Annotated in this window: 15 protein-coding genes and 1 other annotated feature; of the genes, 13 read left to right on the forward strand and 2 right to left on the reverse strand. The window is 41.5% G+C overall.

The annotated features are described in order from the left end of the window. Nucleotides 1-11 precede the first annotated feature (11 nt). The 9 genes from ACYSNQ_RS11910 (at nt 12) to ACYSNQ_RS11950 (ending at nt 9,093) form a co-directional block, all read left to right on the forward strand. A complete protein-coding gene (locus ACYSNQ_RS11910; RefSeq protein ID WP_426083620.1) occupies nt 12-974 on the forward strand; it encodes a siderophore ABC transporter substrate-binding protein in 963 nt (320 codons plus the stop codon). A gap of 107 nt (nt 975-1,081) precedes the next feature. Beyond that, nucleotides 1,082-1,311, forward strand: a binding site (T-box leader). 382 nt (nt 1,312-1,693) lie between these two features. Further along, the gene (gene trpE, locus ACYSNQ_RS11915; protein WP_426083622.1) at nt 1,694-3,061 is read left to right on the forward strand and encodes an anthranilate synthase component I; all 1,368 of its coding nucleotides are present in this window, start codon (nt 1,694-1,696) and stop codon (nt 3,059-3,061) included. Continuing rightward, on the forward strand, nt 3,058-3,648 hold the full coding sequence (locus ACYSNQ_RS11920) for an anthranilate synthase component II (protein WP_426083624.1): 591 nt from the start codon (nt 3,058-3,060) through the stop codon (nt 3,646-3,648). Before trpE ends, ACYSNQ_RS11920 begins: the two co-directional genes overlap by 4 nt. Further along, nucleotides 3,632-4,645 (forward strand): anthranilate phosphoribosyltransferase, encoded by a 1,014-nt coding sequence (gene trpD, locus ACYSNQ_RS11925; protein ID WP_426083626.1) that lies wholly within the window; start codon nt 3,632-3,634, stop codon nt 4,643-4,645. Before ACYSNQ_RS11920 ends, trpD begins: the two co-directional genes overlap by 17 nt. Continuing rightward, nucleotides 4,642-5,406: an indole-3-glycerol phosphate synthase TrpC gene (gene trpC / locus ACYSNQ_RS11930; protein ID WP_426083689.1), complete on the forward strand. Its 765-nt coding sequence runs from the start codon at nt 4,642-4,644 to the stop codon at nt 5,404-5,406. Before trpD ends, trpC begins: the two co-directional genes overlap by 4 nt. Next, on the forward strand, nt 5,403-6,002 hold the full coding sequence (locus ACYSNQ_RS11935; protein ID WP_426083628.1) for a phosphoribosylanthranilate isomerase: 600 nt from the start codon (nt 5,403-5,405) through the stop codon (nt 6,000-6,002). The genes trpC and ACYSNQ_RS11935 overlap by 4 nt, the downstream gene beginning before the upstream one ends. Then, complete coding sequence (trpB, locus tag ACYSNQ_RS11940; RefSeq protein ID WP_426083630.1) at nt 6,002-7,222, forward strand: tryptophan synthase subunit beta; 1,221 nt, start codon at nt 6,002-6,004, stop codon at nt 7,220-7,222. The genes ACYSNQ_RS11935 and trpB overlap by 1 nt, the downstream gene beginning before the upstream one ends. Further along, on the forward strand, nt 7,194-7,961 hold the full coding sequence (gene trpA / locus ACYSNQ_RS11945) for a tryptophan synthase subunit alpha (RefSeq protein ID WP_426083632.1): 768 nt from the start codon (nt 7,194-7,196) through the stop codon (nt 7,959-7,961). The genes trpB and trpA overlap by 29 nt, the downstream gene beginning before the upstream one ends. A 301-nt stretch (nt 7,962-8,262) precedes the next feature. Continuing rightward, entirely contained in the window at nt 8,263-9,093 is an 831-nt protein-coding gene (locus tag ACYSNQ_RS11950; protein ID WP_426083634.1) for a histidine phosphatase family protein, read from the forward strand. A 223-nt stretch (nt 9,094-9,316) separates the two neighbouring features. Here the strand turns inward: ACYSNQ_RS11950 and ACYSNQ_RS11955 are convergent, their stop codons facing one another. Both ACYSNQ_RS11955 and ACYSNQ_RS11960 read right to left on the reverse strand, forming a co-directional pair. Further along, nucleotides 9,317-12,364 (reverse strand): M6 family metalloprotease domain-containing protein, encoded by a 3,048-nt coding sequence (locus ACYSNQ_RS11955; protein ID WP_426083636.1) that lies wholly within the window; start codon nt 12,362-12,364, stop codon nt 9,317-9,319. A 251-nt stretch (nt 12,365-12,615) separates the two neighbouring features. After that, nucleotides 12,616-13,593: an N-acetylmuramoyl-L-alanine amidase gene (locus ACYSNQ_RS11960; RefSeq protein WP_426083638.1), complete on the reverse strand. Its 978-nt coding sequence runs from the start codon at nt 13,591-13,593 to the stop codon at nt 12,616-12,618. 143 nt (nt 13,594-13,736) lie between these two features. Between ACYSNQ_RS11960 and ACYSNQ_RS11965 the strand changes: the two genes are divergently transcribed. The 4 genes from ACYSNQ_RS11965 (at nt 13,737) to rpsI (ending at nt 15,857) form a co-directional block, all read left to right on the forward strand. After that, nucleotides 13,737-14,306 (forward strand): GNAT family N-acetyltransferase, encoded by a 570-nt coding sequence (locus ACYSNQ_RS11965; RefSeq protein ID WP_426083640.1) that lies wholly within the window; start codon nt 13,737-13,739, stop codon nt 14,304-14,306. Nucleotides 14,307-14,322: 16 nt separating this feature from the next. Further along, nucleotides 14,323-14,739, forward strand: coding sequence for a DUF3788 domain-containing protein (locus ACYSNQ_RS11970; protein WP_426083642.1), 417 nt, complete (start codon nt 14,323-14,325; stop codon nt 14,737-14,739). 283 nt (nt 14,740-15,022) lie between these two features. Beyond that, the gene (gene rplM, locus ACYSNQ_RS11975; RefSeq protein WP_426083691.1) at nt 15,023-15,451 is read left to right on the forward strand and encodes a 50S ribosomal protein L13; all 429 of its coding nucleotides are present in this window, start codon (nt 15,023-15,025) and stop codon (nt 15,449-15,451) included. Between the two features lie 13 nt (nt 15,452-15,464). Next, on the forward strand, nt 15,465-15,857 hold the full coding sequence (gene rpsI, locus ACYSNQ_RS11980) for a 30S ribosomal protein S9 (RefSeq protein ID WP_426083644.1): 393 nt from the start codon (nt 15,465-15,467) through the stop codon (nt 15,855-15,857). Nucleotides 15,858-16,057: the final 200 nt, after the last annotated feature.

Consider the following 16,057-nt stretch of genomic DNA (forward strand, 5'->3'; position numbering starts at 1 on the left):
GGAGGAAGAAGATGAAGAAAAAATTATTAGCATTCGCAGTCTGCTCAATGGCTGTCGTTTTATTACTAGGTGCCTGCGGCAGCGGAGAAAAAGCAGCAACAGGTGATTCCTCTACTGCGGCTAGCAGTGGGGAAGCTAAAACAATTACAGTAGAGGATTCAGACGGCTCTGTTGAGGTACCAAAAAATCCTGAAAAAGTCGTTGTATTCGACAATGGCTCACTAGATACATTAGATGCCTTAGGTGTTGGGGAAACAGTAATTGGTGCGCCAACAGCCAATCTACCTGCTTATCTAGATAAATATGCAGAGGTAGAATCTGCTGGAGGAATCAAAGAACCTGATTTGGAAAAAATCAATCAGCTTCAGCCTGACTTGATTATTATTTCGGGCCGTCAAAGCGATTTTAAAGAAGACTTAAGCGGGATTGCACCAACGATTTATTTATCTGTGGATGCAGCTGATACATGGAACTCTACAAAGAAAAATATTGAGACCTTGGCAGAAATCTTCGACAAACAAGAAGAAGCAAAAGAAAAAATTGCTTCTTTGGAAGAGGAAATTGCTGAGGTAAAAGCAAAGGCTGAGGCTACTGACGAAAAGGCACTCGTTGTCTTATTAAATGAAGGACAGCTCTCTGCTTATGGGGAAGGCTCACGCTTTGGTATTGTCCATGATACATTTGGTTTTAAACAAGCCGATGAAAACATTGAAGCATCAACTCATGGACAGAGTGTTTCATTTGAGTATGTTTTAGAAAACAACCCAGATATTTTGTTTGTTGTTGACCGGACGCAGGCAATCGGTGGTGATACAACCAATGACAACATCACAGATAATGAATTAATCAAGCAGACAAACGCTGGTAAGAACGGTAAAGTTATTACCCTGCAGCCGGATGTTTGGTATTTGAGCGGGGGCGGACTGGAATCAACCCACTTGATGATTGAAGATGCAATGAAAGCGTTGGACTAATTTTTAGACAATTAAGCTTAGAAAATACTAGCTACTTTCAATTTTTTGAAAAAAGTAAGAAAAAGTTATTGACAAAATACAGGAACTGGCATAAACTGAGTAACAATATTAAAGCTTCGAGAAAGAGGAGTAGCAATTTCCGGTACTTTACAGAGAGCTGATGGCGGTGGGAATCAGCAAGGAAGGGATTGTGAATGGACTTTCGAGCGAAGTGCCGAATCAGAGTAGGCATTTCCGGGAACTCCCGTTATAGAGAAAAGTCGTTGTTGGACGACTGACAGAGAGGAAAGAAGGATTCTTTCAAATTGAGGTGGCACCGTGACTTTTCACCCTCAAACCATAGTTTTTTATGGTTTGGGGGTTTTTTGTTTTTTTCGGGACAGTTCAGAAGTGATTGAATAATCTTTTCAATGAGGTGGTACCGTGGATAAACGAATTATTCGCCCTCAAGAAATAGCTGGATAGCCAGGCTGTTTCTTGAGGGCTATTTGCTGTGAATCACTGCGATTGCCGAAGGCAGAGCAGATGATGAACAGCACTAGGCGAACGAAGCGAGCGTAGTCACCCGAGCGGAATCACTGAGATTGCCGAAGGCAGAGTAGATGATGAACAGCACTAGGCGAACGAAGCGAGCGTAGTTACCGGAACCATAGCTAAGCAAGCTTCTGATGGACAAAGGAAACGGAGCGTATCAAATAGAGAAATGGAGGGAAACGATTATGCAGAAAACAAAAGAAATACAAGCCGATTTTTTAACAGCTGTTTCAGCATTCTTAAGAGTACAAGGAAAAAACAAGTGCATGTTGGAAAGTATACCTAGAGATAAAAGCCAGGGAAGGTACACAATTATTGCCTGGAGTCCGGTCAAAGAAATTACCGTAAAAGAAAAGACCTTTACGGTTTCCGGTGTTGGATCTTATCAAATCGATGATCCGTTAAAGGAGCTGGAAAAACAGATTCTTGTATCAGAGACACCTATCAAAGGCTTGCCTTTCCAGGGCGGAGCAATCGGCTATGTTGGCTATGATGTGATTGGCAGTTATGAAGAGCTGGGACCGATTCCCCATGATGAGACGGGGCTTCCCGATATCCATTTTTATTTATTCGATTCATTTCTATTATTTGACCATCTGAAAGAAACCATTTTGCTGGTAGAGGCTGACAGCTATTCCCAACGAACAGAAGCAGAGTTGGAACAGGCGTTAACTCAAACTGCTGAACAATTAAGAACTCCTGTACCTGAGGAGCAAAAAGTAATCGAGCTAAATCCGCTTGACTACCGCAGTAATTTTTCGAAACATCAATTTGAAGAGACGGTTAAGAAAATCAAACGCTATATTGCTGAAGGTGATATGTTCCAGATGGTACCTTCCCAACGCTTAAGTGCTGATTGTACGGATAATCCTTTTGATTATTATCGAAGACTTCGAGTGGAGAATCCATCTTCTTACTTATATTTTCTGGATTTTACTGATACTTATGTAGTTGGTTCTTCTCCAGAACGTTTAGTGAGTGTGAAAAATCAGACAGTGACAACCAACCCGATTGCTGGAACGAGGAAAAGAGGAGCGACGCCAGAAGAAGACAACCGACTAGCGAAGGAGCTGCTTGCCGATGAAAAGGAACGGGCCGAGCATCTGATGTTAATTGATTTAGGCCGGAATGATATTGGAAAAATTAGCGAAATTGGTTCGGTAGAAGTTCCTCTGTATATGACGATTGAAAAATACCGCTTTGTTATGCATATTGTTTCTGTTGTTACGGGTAAGCTGAAAAAGAACTGCACAGCGATGGATGCGTTAAAAGCCACTCTACCGGCAGGAACAGTCAGCGGAGCCCCGAAAATTCGAGCAATGCAGCGTATTTATGAACTGGAGCCGGTTAAACGGGGAATATACGCCGGAGCGGTTGGTTATTTATCTAAAGATGATCAGGCGGATTTTGCCATAGCCATACGGACAATGGTCATCCATCAGAAAAAAGCATATGTACAGGCAGGTGCGGGGATTGTTTATGATTCCGATCCGAAAAAAGAGTACGAAGAAACCCTACAAAAAGCAAAAGCATTATTGGAGGTAGGACAATGATTTTACTAATTGATAATTATGATTCATTTACACATAATCTTGCTCAGCTGGCTGGACAATTTGCTGATATTTGTATTCTGCGGAATGATGCGCCTGAATTGCTGAGAAAAGCTGAAGAGGCTGACGGAATAATTATTTCTCCCGGACCGGGTAAGCCAGAAGAGACTGGACAAGTATTTTCAATTATTGAACGCTTTTACAAAGAAAAGCCGATTTTGGGCATTTGTCTGGGACATCAGGCAATTGGTGCAGTTTTCGGCGGACAAGTTCAGCAGGCAAATCGTATTTATCACGGAAAGGCATCGACAGTCAGGCAAACAGCAGGCTATTTATTTCAGCAGCTGCCGGCGGCATTTGAGGTTATTCGCTATCACTCATTGGTTATTAAGCAGCAGTCAGTACCAGAAGGATTTTGCATTACCGGCTATTCAGAAGAAGACAATGAAGTGATGGGCGTTGAACATAAAAAATATCCTGTTTTTGGTCTGCAGTTCCATCCGGAATCTATTGGGACCGCCGATGGAGCAAGTATGATACAGAGATTTATTCAGTTATGTGGAGGGGAAAAGTATGAAAGAGCTATTTGAAAAAATATATCAAAAACAACATTTATCTAAACTAGAGACCACAGGTATTGCTGAAGAGATTTTTGAGGGGCGTTTAACAGATAGTCAGCTGGCAGCTTTTCTGACCGCATTGAAATGTAAGGGAGAAACCGCAGAGGAGATGGCAGGCATAGCTGAGACTATCCAGCGCAAGGCGTTAAAAATCAATTGTCAGGCTGAAGAAGTGATGGACAATTGTGGTACGGGAGGAGATCAGTCAGGGAGCTTCAATATCAGCACTACAGCAGCATTTGTTCTGGCTGCCGGCGGAGTAACAGTAGCAAAGCACGGAAACCGCAGTATTTCCAGCCGTTCCGGCAGTGCTGACCTGTTTGAATGCTTAGGCGTGGATATTCGACTGTCTCCTGAAAGAATCGGTACACTGCTGGACGAGGTAGGATTGGCCTTTCTCTTTGCCCCTGCTATGCATCCGAATATGAAGCATGTGATGAAGGTTCGTAAAGAGCTAGGCGTTCCGACCGTCTTGAATTTGATTGGTCCGCTGACCAATCCGGTTCCATTGACTTCTCAGCTGATGGGAACCTATCGTCTGGACTTGTTGGAAGAAACGGCGGCTACACTAAAAAGCTTAGGCCGCCAGCGGGCAGTCGTTGTCAATGGCGGCGGCCGCTTGGATGAAGCTTCGTTGGCTGGAACCACTCATTATGCACTACTGGAAAATGGCAGGATTACCTTAAACTCCATAGAACCAGAGGAACTAGGCTTTCAGCGGCTGCCGTTAACTGCCATTCGGGGCGGCGATGCTCAGCAGAATACTGAAATCTTATATTCTGTCTTGAAAAATGAAGCAGGACCTTATCTGGATACGGTTCTGTTGAATGCAGGTCTAGGCTTCTTCAGCAGCGGAAAAGCGCAGACAATTGAAGAAGGTATTTCGATTGCAGGACACTGCATTAAAGATGGGGCAGCGATGGACAAGCTGCAGGAATTTATTCGTATCCAAAAGGAGGTAGCCTGATGACGGATTTTTTAGAAAAGATACTTCAGGAAAAAGCACAGGAAACCGCAAAGATGTCTAGAGAAAAGCTGAAGACACTGCGTCAGACTCCTTCGTTTTGTGAACGGGTCAGAAATGAACCAGAGTATGTTCATATCATTGGAGAAATCAAGCGGGCATCACCTTCAAAAGGACAGATAAATATGGAAGTAGATGCAGTCAAGCAGGCAAAGCTATACGAAGCAGCGGGGGTGTCGGCTATATCTGTTTTGACAGATGAAGTGTTTTTTAAAGGCTCGATAGAAACCTTAAAAGAGGTTGCAGCGGCTGTGGCTATTCCAGTTTTGTGCAAAGACTTTATTATTGACGAAAAACAACTGATTCGAGCACGAAATGCCGGGGCCACAATGATTCTGTTGATTGTTGCGGCATTATCTCCAGAAAAGCTGGCAGAACTGTTCCAAGCAGCACAGGATCTGGGATTAGAGGTTTTGATGGAAGTCCATAATCGAGAGGAATTGACGATTGCAGAAGCTTTAGCGGCTCCCCTGATTGGCGTAAACAATCGAAATTTAAAGACCTTTGAGGTGACGATTGAAACAAGTATTGAACTAGGGAAGCATCAGAAAACCAACGCAGTATACATTAGCGAATCGGGCTTTGAAACCGGTGCTCAGGCAGCAGCAATCAGTGACCGTTATCAGGGAGTTTTGGTAGGGGAAACATTAATGCGGGCTGCTTCACCAGAAGCAAAGGTTAGAGAGCTGAGGGCGGCAAGATGAAGGTGAAGATTTGCGGATTGAAAACAAAGGGAGATGTGGAGACCGCAGTCAGGAATGGTGCAGACTACATTGGTTTTGTGTTTGCTGAGAGCAGGCGGCGGATTACACCCAAACATGCACGTCGAATCAGCAAAATGATTCCTAAGAGTGTGAAGAAAGTCGGCGTTTTTGTTTCCCCCACTCTAGATGAATTGGAAGCAATCATTACTGCCGCTGATTTAGATCTTGTTCAAATCCATGGAGAGCGACCAGCAAACCGCTTTTCCGTTCCGCATATTCGGGCAGTGGCTGTTAAGGATACGCTTGACTTGGCTGTACTGGCTAATGATCCAGCAGAGTATCTGTTGTTTGATGCCCCGCCTCAAAAATACGTGGGAGGCAACGGTCAGACCTTTGACTGGGAAAAGCTGCAGCTTAATGATTTGAGCGATAAAAAAGTATTTATTGCTGGTGGATTAACTGTGGATAACGTTCAGACTGCCAGACAATTGTTTAACCCCTATGCTGTGGATATCTCCAGCGGAGTAGAGACGAACGGCGAAAAGGATTGCGAGAAGATTGCCGAATTTTTAAAAAAAGCGAAGGAGGAAATGTGATGTATAGTCAACCAACTAAAGGATTTTATGGTTCTTACGGCGGGCAGTTTGTCCCGGAAACGCTGATGAAAGCAGTGAAGGAACTGGAGGAAGTATATGAAGCATCCAAAACAGATGCCTCGTTTCAAGAAGAGCTTGCCTATTATTTAAAACAGTATGTGGGACGAGAAAATCCCCTTTATTATGCAGAAAGATTAACGAAAGAAATCGGCGGGGCAAAAATCTATTTGAAGCGTGAGGATCTCAATCATACAGGAGCCCATAAAATCAACAATACCATCGGGCAGATTCTGCTAGCTAAAAAAATGGGCAAAAGCAAAGTAGTGGCTGAGACAGGTGCAGGACAGCATGGTGTAGCTACTGCTACTGTGGCGGCGCTGTTCGGTATGGAATGTACCATTTTTATGGGCGCAGTCGATGTAGAGCGTCAGGCGCTGAACGTTTTTCGAATGGAGCTTTTAGGCGCTACGGTAGAGAGTGTGGAATCGGGAAGTAAAACCCTAAAGGATGCCGTCAATGAGGCTTTGCGGTTTTGGGTTGCTAATGTAGAGGACACCCATTACGTAATGGGTTCGGTTCTGGGACCGCATCCGTTTCCGGAAATTGTTCGGGATTATCAAAGTATTATTGGGGAAGAGGCTCGTCGTCAATTTTTAGAAGCAGAAGCAAAGCTGCCGGATGCAGTCGTTGCCTGCGTAGGCGGCGGCAGCAATGCGATGGGGATTTTTTATCCTTTTGTTAACGATCAGGAGGTTGCGCTAATTGGAGTGGAGGCCGCTGGTTTAGGTTTGGAAACTGGGGCTCATGCAGCTTCTATTAATAAAGGCAGAGTAGGCATTCTTCATGGGGCAATGATGAAGCTGCTGCAGGATGATGCCGGACAGGTACAGGAAGCTTTTTCGATTTCAGCCGGCTTAGATTATCCAGGACTAGGACCAGAGCATTGTCATTTAAATGAAAGCGGTCGGGCGCAATATGCCTTTGCTACAGATGATGAAGCGTTGGCTGCCTTTCAGCTGTTGTGTCGAACAGAAGGAATTATTCCAGCATTGGAAAGCTCTCATGCAATTAGTCATGCCGTGAAGGTCGCCCAAGAGCTAGGACCTGAAAAACAACTGATTATTTGCCTTTCAGGTAGAGGAGACAAGGATGTTCAGCAAATTAAAACATTACTGGAAAAGAGGGAATACAATGAAGACATTAACGAAACAGCTGACTAAAAAACAGAAAAATGGCGAAACGATTATCGTTCCGTATATCATGGCGGGGGCTCAAGGACTGGAGAATCTGGCAAATGAAATTCACCAGCTTGCAGCTGCCGGAGCAGGAGCGATTGAACTGGGCATTCCTTTTTCAGATCCAGTAGCTGATGGTCCAGTGATTCAAGCGGCTGGACTAGCTGCGCTAAAGCAGGAGGTAACGCTGGCTAAAATCATTGAGACATTGAAAGAAATAAAAACAGACATTCCCTTGGTATTGATGACCTATTTCAACCCGATTTACTCGTTTGGTTTGGAAAGGCTTATTGCTGAGCTAAAGGAGACACCAGTAAAAGGATTAATCATTCCAGATCTTCCCTATGAACATCGTGGCTACTTGACGCCGCTGCTGAAAAATACGGACATTGCGTTAGTCCCGTTAATTGCACTGACGACACCACAGGAGCGGATTAAGACACTCGTGACTGACGGGGAAGGATTTATTTACGCAGTAGCTGTAAACGGAGTAACAGGCATTGGCAGAGACTATCAGGCAGAATTGGATGACCACTTGCGGTTTATTCAAGAAATTAGCGACAAGCCGGTTTTAGCCGGGTTTGGTGTTTCAACAAAGGAGCATGCCCAACGATTTAGAAGAAGCTGTGCTGGAGTTGTTGTAGGTAGTAAAATCGTTCAGCTATTAAGCGAAGGCAGCGGTGAGCAGGCCGCTCAATTTGTCAGTGAAATAGCTGGAATCTAATGAAACTTGCCGGAGCAAGTCGACAAACTGCTCCAGATGGAAAATAAACTGTTAAAAATCAAATGAACTGAAAAATTCTGTAAAATCCCCTATTTTATAAATAAGAAAAGGTTTTCATTTTGGTGATAAAAAGTTATAATGAAATCAGTTGAATATGCAGGATAGTGATTGTTTTCGGCAAGCTAAACCTAATTATGCGGATTCCTTGAATCGGCATAATTAGGTTTTTTATTTTTTTAAAGGGAGGTATGTAAAGAAATCATTGTCCGCTTTCAATAAATTAATGAGGAGGAGTTTAAGAATGAGCATGAAAAAATTTTTAGTAGGACTAGCCGCAGCAGCATTAGTTGTGACAGGCTGTGCTGGGGGAACTGAGAAGGCGGATAAAACGGTAGGCAGCGAAAAAGCAGAGAGCGGGGAAATAACCATTTATTTTGCCAGACATGGGAAGACGATGTTAAATACAGTGGACCGTTCGCAGGGCTGGATTGATGCGCCGCTGACGCCGGCTGGCGTAGAGGTAGCAGAATATCTAGGAAAAGGGCTGGAAGACGTTACGTTTGATAAGGTTTACAGCAGCAATAGTGGACGAGCTATTGAAACAGCTGAGCTGGTCTTAGCCAATAATGGTCAGAATGGTATGGAAATCAACAAGGACAAACGTCTGCGGGAATATAACTTTGGAACCTACGAAGGGATGATGAATGAAGAGATGCAGACGGCTGTGGCAGAAGCCGATGGTCAAACATATGAAGAGTTCATGGAGGGGATGCAGAAAGACGGTTTTTATAAATCAATTCTGCATTTTGCCGATGTTTTAGCTGAATTGGATAAAGACAATGTAGAAGAGGGCGTTAACTGGCCGGCAGAAGATAGCCAGACGATTATTGACCGCCTGACCGCTTCTCTGGATGATATTGTGAAGGATGCAGAAAAAGAAGGACATAAGAATATCCTGGTTGTTTCTCATGGCATGAGCATTATTACCTTACTAGGACAACTGGACAGCAATGCAGAACTGCCGCCAACTGGATTAAGCAATGCCAGTATTTCTACTGTGACTTATAAGGATGGAAAATTCACAGTAAACTCTGTAAATGATATGAGCTACGTAGAGAACGGGCAGAAATAATAGAAGAAAGGAACAGGTCGTTAAACAGCCTGTTCCTTTTCTTATAGTTGGTGTCAAAGAGCGTGTTACATCAATAAGCAGTTTGGCTGAAATCTAAAGCAACATCTTCAACACTTTGTTTGTCCAAAATTGAATTAGAATAGTTAATTATTGGAGCTGAAATTAAGTTTAAATTTTTCTTCCAGTTTTATTGATTGAGTCAAAATCAACGTTTTCTATTCACTTACTTGACCGTTATAGTAATATTCACTCGGTTGTTACGGAAGAAGCTAGAAGTTACTTCAATATATGTGACTCCCTTTCCAACAGCTTTAATATTTCCCTGATTGTCTATTTCCACAACTTTAGGATTGTTTGATTTAAAATTTAATAAGGCAGCGGGCAGCTGCTCGGGTACATTTACTTCATAGGACAACAACTTTTCTTCCCCTAAGTTAAGAGCTAAGGTTTTTTCTTCCGGCACAATCTCAACAGAATGATCTAGTTTGACCATGCTGACTTCTCCTTCAGAACCTTCTGGTATAGACGATGATCGGTATGTTACCGCACCAGCAACACGCTCACCCTTTTTCAGAGAGTAAACAATCCAGTCTTCATTGTTTTCTGTATCAAACCAATTTCCAATGTTGCTGCCTTTGAGCCGAATTTCCGGCTGTATTCCTTTAGTAACCAGTAACGTTAGCTTTGTGGCATAATACCCATCTACTGGAGCAGTAAAGCTGAAATAGTCATAATCGCTTTCAAAGTCTGCAGTATAGTGCGCAGGCGTATTGAGCTGAAGCTCTGTTGCTTCACTGGAGTTATTTCCATGATCATCCCGAACTGTCACATTGATAGTTACTCGGTTGTTGCGGAAGAAGCTGGAAGTTATCTCAATCAAAGCTTGCCCTTTCCCAACAGCCTTAAGATTTCCCTGATTGTCTATCTCTACAACTTTAGGATTGTTTGATTTAAAACTTAATAAGGCAGCGGGCAGCTGCTCGGGTACATTTACTTCATAGGACAACAACTTTTCTTCCCCTAAGTTAAGAGCTAAGGTTTTTTCTTCCGGCACAATCTCAACAGAATGATCTAGTTTGACCATGCTGACTTCTCCTTCAGAACCTTCTGGTATAGACGATGATCGGTATGTTACCGCACCAGCAACACGCTCACCCTTTTTCAGAGAGTAAACAATCCAGTCTTCATTGTTTTCTGTATCAAACCAATTTCCAATGTTGCTGCCTTTGAGCCGAATTTCCGGCTGTATCCCTTTGGTAACTAACAATGTTAGTTTTGTGGCATAATACCCATCTACTGGAGCAGTAAAGCTGAAATAGTCATAATCGCTTTCAAAGTCTGCAGTATAGTGCACAGGCGTATTGAGCTGAAGCTCTGTGGCTTCACTGGAGTTATTTCCGTGATCATCTATCGCTTTATTAATTTTTAGATTAAAACTTGCTTCTTTATTTCCATCTTGACTAGTTGCTAAAATAGTTACAGTTCCTTCTTTATGGGCAGTCACCTGACCATTTTCATTTATTGTGGCAATCGATGTGTCAGAAGTTTTCCAAAAAACAGTTTTGTTCGTCGCGTTTTCTGGACTGAATAACGGTGCTACAGTTAGCGTTTGTCTCACAGCAATTTCTTTTTCTGAAAAATTAAATGAGATATTTTCAACAGGACGATGTTTCGTAATTTTTACATCCATAGCTGCTGAAGGTTTTGATAAAACCTCAAGCTCAAAGTTTGAATAACTTCCATCACTAAGCTGATTTGCAGGTATTGTACTTTTATTAAAGCTTGTAGGCTGAGGTTTACCATGGGTTCCAGTTCCTATGAAGTAGAATGGATCACTTTTATCGTTTGACTGTTTAAGAGCTTTATCAGCTGAAAGCAGCATGGCTTCTTGGGGGTGGCCAAAAGAAGTAAACTGTTCGTTTACTTTGTAAAGACCAATACCAGGATGGGCAACACTTAATGTTTCCATTCCTTGGTCGTAGCCGTCAAATTGCCTATTATCAATTAAAAAATATTCATAAGGATTTTCTGTAGATATTTTATAGATTAAATTTTCACTAGCATTACTAGAATCAATTTCGAGCATGCTATCTTCGCTCAAATCGACTTCTTGTACAGGGACACCTAGTTTCATTTTTGAATAGCCATCTAATCCAACAGGAGTCGCCCCGGCTAGTTCGCCATTCTTTGCACCAGAACTTCCAGCCCCCATTAAACTAGTTCGACCAAAACTACCGTCTGAAGAATGGTATAAATCGGGCAGGCCAAGGCTATGTCCAAATTCATGACAAATTACGCCTAAATTAACTGGACTTTCAATTGGAAAATAGTGTCCTTGGTAATAATTGTAATCGCGTTCTCCTACTTGAGTGTAGGATTTAAAAGAAACACCATCAAGTTTAAGCGCAGTCTGACCCTGTAAGTATGCAAAATGAGCCCAAACCGCTGGCGCTAGAAAGCTGCTAGTGCTTTCATAGCCGGCAATAATCGTCATGATATGCAATTCATTTGCTTCTAATTGACCATTTCCATTTGTATCATATGTTGAGAAATCAATGCTTCCATCTAGTGCTTCTAATGCTTTTTTTACCATCATCGGATTATCGATACTAAATTCAGTATTTGGATGTTTCATATCCAGCTTTACTTTTACTATCCCTGCTTCTCCTGTATTTGTTTCCGATGCAGGAATAATATGAGTTCTTCCGCCAGTTTCGTCCTCATAATAATGTGCTAAACTTTGCTTATTTTTATTAAAAATTTTTTCGGTCCATACATCTGGAGAATATTTCAACTCCATATCCTCTAACTCAACTAGAATGACTAAAAGCTTTTGGGCTCCCTGTGAAGAAACGCGTACTTCAGAACCTGTCAGTTGTTTCATTGTTGCCAGCAAAGGAGCAGCCTCTGTTTTATTTGTTAATTCTTCTTGATGCTCATGAATTGTTTCTGCAGTCAACGTGTTGAATGGACGGAGGTCAACTCCATATTTTGCTGAAGACAGAGAAGCTTCTTTAGCTCGTATCGAATCGGATGTTACATAATACCAATAGTTATCCGTGCTTTTTTTTACAATATCCCCTGAATCAGAAACAACATAGTTGAAATGCTCATCCCCATATTCTGTAATTGTCAATTGTTCTCCAGTCGGCTGTTGAACGATTAAAGGCTGCTCTCGAGCAGGAGCAGCTTCCGCTTTTAAACCAAATGTAAAGAAAAGGACTCCGAGCACTCCTATTTTTAACCCATTTAACCTAACCTTCTTTTTCATAATTTCCTCCTTTAAAATAAATATTTTTTTATATACCAACAAAACAACACTTTACTGTTAAGTATAGCAACTTCTGTTTCCTTTGTAACGATATAATTTTTTCTGAGTCTAGTTATGTTATTAATCGTTGAAAGCTATAAATGGGCTATTGGCTATTTTCTCCTCTCTAAAAAATAGTTATTTCAAAAAAACAGCTAATCACTCCAATTTTTTGAAGTAATTAGCTGTTTATTTTTATTTTCTTATGGTAATTATCTACCAGTCTCCTCATTTTCTTGAGCAAGATATTCTTTCATTCCATCTAAGATCCCCTCAGCTACTTGCTGCTGATAATTTTCAGTAGTGAAAGCGGCTAAGTCATAATCATTGTTCATATACCCAAGCTCTAACAAAAGTGCAGGACGGGTGTTTTCCCTCAGGACATGGAAGTTGCCGACTTCAACGCCGCGGTTGTCCAAGGGCAGCATATATTTTAAAGAATCATTGACTGCTTCAGCTAGTGCTTCGTATTTCTCATAATAATAGTATGTAGTGGTGCCAGAGGCTTCGTTCATATATTCAGTGGAATCATAGTGAAGACTGATAAAGAAATCTGCCTGATTCTGCATACTGATACTGCATATATCTTCCAAATCTATAGTAGCATCTGTATTTCTGGTTAATAATACGGTACAGCCAGCAGCTTCCAGCGTGTTTTTGATAATTTTCGCAGTAGCTAAGGTAATATCTTTTTCATAGAAAGAGCCGTTGTTGCTAATAGCTCCAGTATCCTGTCCGCCATGTCCCGGATCTAAAACGACAGTTGTATTCTTTAGTGAAGTAGCGGGAGCTGCAACATCAATTACTGCTTTTTCACTATAAAGACTTGAAATATATCCCTCGTACTGATCGTTGACAACCACGTGGTACCAGCTATTAATCTCATCAATATACTCAAGATATTCACCATGTGTCACCGTCGTAATCACATCACTACCGGTATCCGGCTGACTGTATAAAACTATATCTTCTTCTCCAACCTGCACAACAGTTAGGGTCTGGCTATCTAGGTTAACCTCAGAGACTTCACTCTCTGCAGCGGTTAAAGTCAATTGAGCAGCTGATGTATTTGTCTCTGCATTTTCAGTACCGTTGCCAATGATTGCCAGAAATAAATCGAAATAGAAAATAGCCGCGAAGCCTATCAATAATAAAACTGTCAGGGTGAATTTTCGGGAACGAATGCTCATACGATGCAGACCTCTTCATTCTTTGGGATGATTCAACGATAATGATTGAAGCTTAAACCTGACTTAAATTAAAAAATTCTGTAAAACGCTGTTGAACTTTCAGCGATCCTTCGTTAAAGTAGTATAAAAAGCAGGTGATGTAGATGGAAGTAATGGTGAATTATAATTTGATATTAGCTGAAAATCAACGTTTGGAGACAGAGCGGCTAGTTCTGCGCCCAGTAACTTTAGCCGACGCTTCTGATATGTTTGAATATGCCTCTGATGAAGAAACAGTTGTATATGTTTTTCCACTTCATCAACGAGTGGAAGATACAGAAGCGGCGATTGCTGATTATTTTATGAGTAACCCGTTAGGAAAGTATGGTATTGAACTAAAGGAAAATAAAAAGCTGATTGGGGCGATTGATTTACGCGTTGAACCAGCAAATAAAATTGCCGAAATCGGCTATAGCTTAAGTAGAAAATATTGGGGATATGGTCTGGTGCCAGAGGCCTGTGAAGCTTTGTTGGAGCTGGGCTTTGAAAAGCTGCAGCTGATACGGATATTTGCCAAACACGATGAAGAAAATCCAAATTCAGGTCGAGTGATGGATAAAATCGGCATGAAGGAAGAAGGGCGCATTCCCAACGCTCGTCTAGCCAAAGGAAAGGCAGTAACAGACGTCATCAAAGGACTGACGATTGAAGACTGGAAGAAAAATCGACAATAGATGAAGGAGGGATAACATGGACTGGAATGAGACATTTAATAGAGAAACAAAACCAGAGCTTGAGGACGTAACTGCGTTTATCCACACAAAAGAATGGGAACAGCTGTTACATGAGCTGACGGAAGAGCTCAAAATCAAACCAAAGCTGGAGCACAGCCGTTGCTCGATCCCCGGCTGGAACCTGAAATTTAAAAAAAGAGGAAAAAGCATATGTACCATTTATCCCAAAAAGGGAACGTTTCGGATATTGATTATTGCCAATAAAGAGTATCAGGCTGAGATTGAAGCCTTAATTGAGAAAAGCGATGAACAGATTCAAGAAGCCTACGAAACCTATGAGTATATGAACGGCGGCAAATGGCTGCTCTTCGATGTAGATAACGAAAAAATTCTACAGGATGCACGAAAGCTGATGGCATTTAGGCTACAGTAAAATAAAAAAGAGAAAAGAATGAATGGCTCTGTTGTTCTTTTCTTTTTATTTTTCAAAAGATAAAGGGAAAAGAGCGCAGGAAAGTAAACTGAAATACATTTGCAGAAAATGGTGAAAAAAAGCCGTTGTAATCGAAAAAATAATCAGAAATTCATTGACTTTACAAGGGATACGGGGTATTATGTTAAATGGTATTGTTTGCCCCACGATGAGCCCCGGAAACTCAAGTGTATGTCAAACATCGAAACGAAAATTGGAGGAAAGAACTGTGCGTACAACATATATGGCCAAAGCTGGCGAAGTAGAACGTAAATGGTACGTAGTAGATGCAACTGATGTTCCTTTGGGACGCCTTTCAACAGTTGTAGCATCTATACTACGTGGAAAAAATAAACCAACATTCACACCACATGTGGATACTGGAGATTTTGTAATTGTAATCAATGCTGACAAAGTGAAATTAACTGGTAAAAAAGCTACTGACAAGATTTACTACCGTCACAGCCAATACCCAGGTGGTTTGAAATCTGTTACTGCTGGTGAATTGCGTGAGAAAAATTCTCGCCGTCTAATCGAAAATTCTGTAAAGGGTATGCTTCCTAAAAATACTTTAGGCCGCAAACAATTTACTAAATTGAACGTATATGGTGAAGCAGAGCATCCACATGCTGCACAACAACCAGAAGTATTAGACATTACTAACCTAATTTAAGGAGGGAAATTCATTGGCTCAAGTACAATATATCGGCACTGGCCGTCGTAAAAATGCAGTTGCCCGCGTACGTTTAGTACCAGGAACTGGTAAAATTACTGTAAACAAAAAAGATGTTGAAGAATATATTCCACACGCTGACTTGCGTGAAGTTATCAATCAGCCTTTCGGCGTGACTGAAACAAAAGGCGCTTACGATGTAATGGTAAACGTAAACGGTGGAGGCTACGCTGGACAATCAGGAGCTATCCGTCACGGAATCGCTCGTGCATTGCTGGAAGTAGATCCTGATTTCCGTTCTGCATTAAAACGCGCTGGTTTGCTTACACGTGATGCCCGTATGGTTGAACGTAAAAAACCAGGTCTTAAGAAAGCCCGTAAAGCTTCACAGTTCTCAAAACGTTAAGACTTGTATTATCAAGACTTTCGAGACACTTTCCATATTTTGGAGGGTGTCTTTTTTATGCGTTTTATTAAATTCTCAATGTATTCATACGAAGTTGCAAATTTTTAAATAATAAACACTTTATAAAAATTGTAATTTCTAAAGTACATATTTCAAATCTATCTGGTATTATTGATTATTTTATGATCTAATAAAAGTGA

The organism is Enterococcus sp. LJL51 (assembly GCF_054871795.1).